General features: G+C 41.7%; 3 protein-coding genes. All 3 read right to left on the bottom strand.

Translation table 11 applies throughout. The features are described 5' to 3' along the window. Nucleotides 1-354: 354 nt before the first annotated feature. The 3 genes from ACYPZI_RS15750 to ACYPZI_RS15740 are packed head-to-tail and all read right to left on the bottom strand — an operon-like array spanning nt 355 to nt 2,787. A complete protein-coding gene (locus ACYPZI_RS15750; protein WP_459603294.1) occupies nt 355-1,116 on the bottom strand; it encodes an ABC transporter permease in 762 nt (253 codons plus the stop codon). After that, nucleotides 1,116-1,835, bottom strand: a complete 720-nt coding sequence (locus tag ACYPZI_RS15745) for an ABC transporter ATP-binding protein (protein WP_459603292.1) — start codon at nt 1,833-1,835, stop codon at nt 1,116-1,118. The genes ACYPZI_RS15750 and ACYPZI_RS15745 overlap by 1 nt, the downstream gene beginning before the upstream one ends. Nucleotides 1,836-1,842: 7 nt before the next feature. Then, entirely contained in the window at nt 1,843-2,787 is a 945-nt protein-coding gene (locus ACYPZI_RS15740) for an ABC transporter substrate-binding protein (protein WP_459603290.1), read from the bottom strand. Nucleotides 2,788-3,042: the final 255 nt, after the last annotated feature.

The raw sequence follows: 3,042 nt of genomic DNA, 5'->3' as shown, positions 1-3,042 counted from the left end.
CCTGCGGAACTTATGCGCGGGAGGCTGACGCACGACAAGCGGCTGCCTTGTCAGGCTTTAGCCGCGCCGTTAGCTTCAAGTACGGGGTACCCATAGGACGAAAAAGGCGTTAAAAACAAAAACGTGTTTGAGCTTATCAAATGATTCATAATTATACAAAACCCGGAGCGAGTTTTTTTGTTTAGCCTTTAAGTCCGTTATGGGTCGGACGTTGAAGCGGGGCGCAAAAGCGTTTTGGTTCCTTTTGCGGCTTTGGGCAAAAGGGATGCAAGCAATCTGTGATTGCGCGCAGAGAAGAAAACACTACGTTCGTCATTGGTAGTGTTATTATTAAATCATTCGATTAGATAGAATTTAGATATTCTTCCACCTGCACAGGATATTATCCAGTAGATCGACTATCAGGAATAATATGAATCCTATTAGAGAAAGCACAATAATGCCGAAATACATCTGTACATAATCGACACGCATTTGCGAATCGGTAATGTAAAAACCAAGCCCTTTATCTGTTCCGAATGTTTCGATAAAGAATAACGCGGAAGTAGCTATCCCCAACGCCACACGCAGCGAAGAGAATGTTTCGGGTAAAATAGCGGGCAGGGTGATATGTTTCATCTTTTGCAAGCCGGTGGCTCCGAATGAGGTGAGAACATAATAGTTTTCTTTTGAAATATTCCGTACAGCATCCCGGATGGTAATGATCAGTTGGAAGACAATAATCAATACGACTATGATGATCTTAGATGTCTCACCCAGATCGAATAAAGTCATCACGATAGGCAGAAGCGCTAATTTAGGAATAGGGTACGAAAAATAGATCATAGGCCCTAACAGTTTGTTCGCCTTCTTGTTATACCCCATCCATAGCCCTAGAACCAGAGCGATAGCCAACGAAATACCAATGCTGATGACAATGCGTTGCAGGCTGGCCAGTGAATGATCTAATATTCCGTTCTCAAAAGCTTTGTGATAGGCTGAATATATATCGGTGGGAGAGGGAAGTGCTTTTAGTTGCAGCCATTTGGCAAGGATATACCATATGACGTTAAACAGGAAAAAGCCCCCTATTATATAACTGAAATAATTAAATATGCGTTTTCTCCTCTGTGCCATCAGTATCCCGTTTTTTGAATAATAGATGCAACAAACCTCAGCTTTTCCTCTTGATAGCCGGAAATATTAAACATCGGATTTTCTATCTCATGGATAATCTTTCCCGGAGCTTTGCTCATAATCACGATATGCTTTCCGATAGAAACCGCCTCGTGTATGTTGTGAGTGATGAACAACGTTGTCACCTTGTGTTTTTCCCACAGACGGAGAAACAGCCGTTGTGATACTTCCGATGTGAATGTATCGAGAGAAGAGAACGGTTCGTCCATCAATAATATGGCCGGCTGGGAGACAAAGGCGCGCGCCAATGCTGCCCGTTGTTTTTGGCCTCCGCTCAACTGAGACGGATATCTGTCCATCAGGTCTTCTATTTCCAACGAAAGGATTATTTCATTTACTTCTGTTTCTTTGAGCTTCTTATGAGAATTTAGTTTGAATGGCAGGTATATATTCTCTTTAACTGTTTTCCACTCCAATAGTCCGTAGTGTTGAGGAACATAGCCTATTGAAGTCCCTTTTGGGCTGAATATTTTATCGTTGAGTGTAATTTGTCCGCCATACTCTTTTATAATGCCGCACAAAACTTTCAATAGAGTAGACTTGCCACAACCCGAAGGCCCTATCAACGAATATATTTCGCCTGTCCTTATCGAAAGCGAAAAGTCGTTCAGAACTTCGGTGTCGCCGTATTTTACCCCTAAGTGTTCTATCGAAAGCATTGTCCTCTTATTGAGTGAGTTGGTCATTTATCAGATCTTCCACTTTGAAAGAGTCGTTAAGCAGTTTTTTGCCGCTTAGCCATGTGATGACAGCTTGTATGTCTTTGTCGTTAATCAAGACAGGTTGAGCATTGGTATATTGCGGAAGAGTTACTTTCTCCGCAATAGGTTCAGGGAACTTCATATCCTTCACCAATATATCCTTGATGTCTGCAACTGTATGCGAGTTTAAGTAGGCTACTCCGTCATTATATGCGGCGTACATCTTCTTGATAGCGTCGCTTTTTGCTTCGATTGCACTTTGAGAGAAAACAATACCTGTCACAGTGTATTTCAGGCTATCCATCGATACCAACAGCTTACAACCCTCGCTTGCAGCAATCAGAGCGAATGGATTAGGTAATCCTGTGGCATCTATTTTGTTGTTACGCAACATCTCGAAGCGCTCCGGTATTTTATTTATCTCTATTTTTTCCGCGTCACTTGGGGTAAGTCCCACGCTGGCTAATGCCATATCTACGCAGAAGTCAATGACTGTATTTTGCGATACGGCCACTTTTTTGCCTTTTAGCTCCGATAGATTGGTTATTCCCGATTGAGCGCTAGCCACGATATAAAACGGAGCCTGACACTTTGAAGTCAGCTTCATGTCAAAGCCTCCTGCTTTCAATAGAGCAGCACTTGTATAGTCGGTAACGCCTCCGTCTACCGAACCACTTTGGAAAGCTATGTCGCGTTGGTTAGCCGAAAGGAATTTTTCGATAGTTGCATTTACACCGTGCTTTTCAAAAAAGCCTTCGCGTTGAGCTACAGCCAAAGGCAGGTAGTCCATCGATGGCATCACGCCGATTGTTATTGCCGGGATTTCTTTGTTTTCTTGCTTTTTATTTGAGGAGCATGCGCTTAACAGTATTATTGCTGATAACACGGTAAATATTGTAATATATCTCATAGTTTATTTTAATTAAATGAATACAAAAATAAGCGAAATAAATCAATCTAGAGCTATTAGCTGTTTGCTAAACAATATACTTAACGTAGAAATACTACTTTGAAGGTTCTGTAACTCATAACTTATTTTTACCTTTCCTCTAAAAAACTAAGCCCCCCCTTATCTTTATGGGCTTCTTAGAGGTGTCATCCCTGTATTTTGACATAAAATCTCCTGTCCGCTCCTATCCGAAAGAGCAGAATGTCGTCATTTATA

Source organism: Dysgonomonas reticulitermitis (assembly GCF_054601275.1).
The sequence above is the reverse complement of the archived record's forward strand: the minus strand, read 5'-3'. Positions and strand labels throughout refer to the sequence as shown.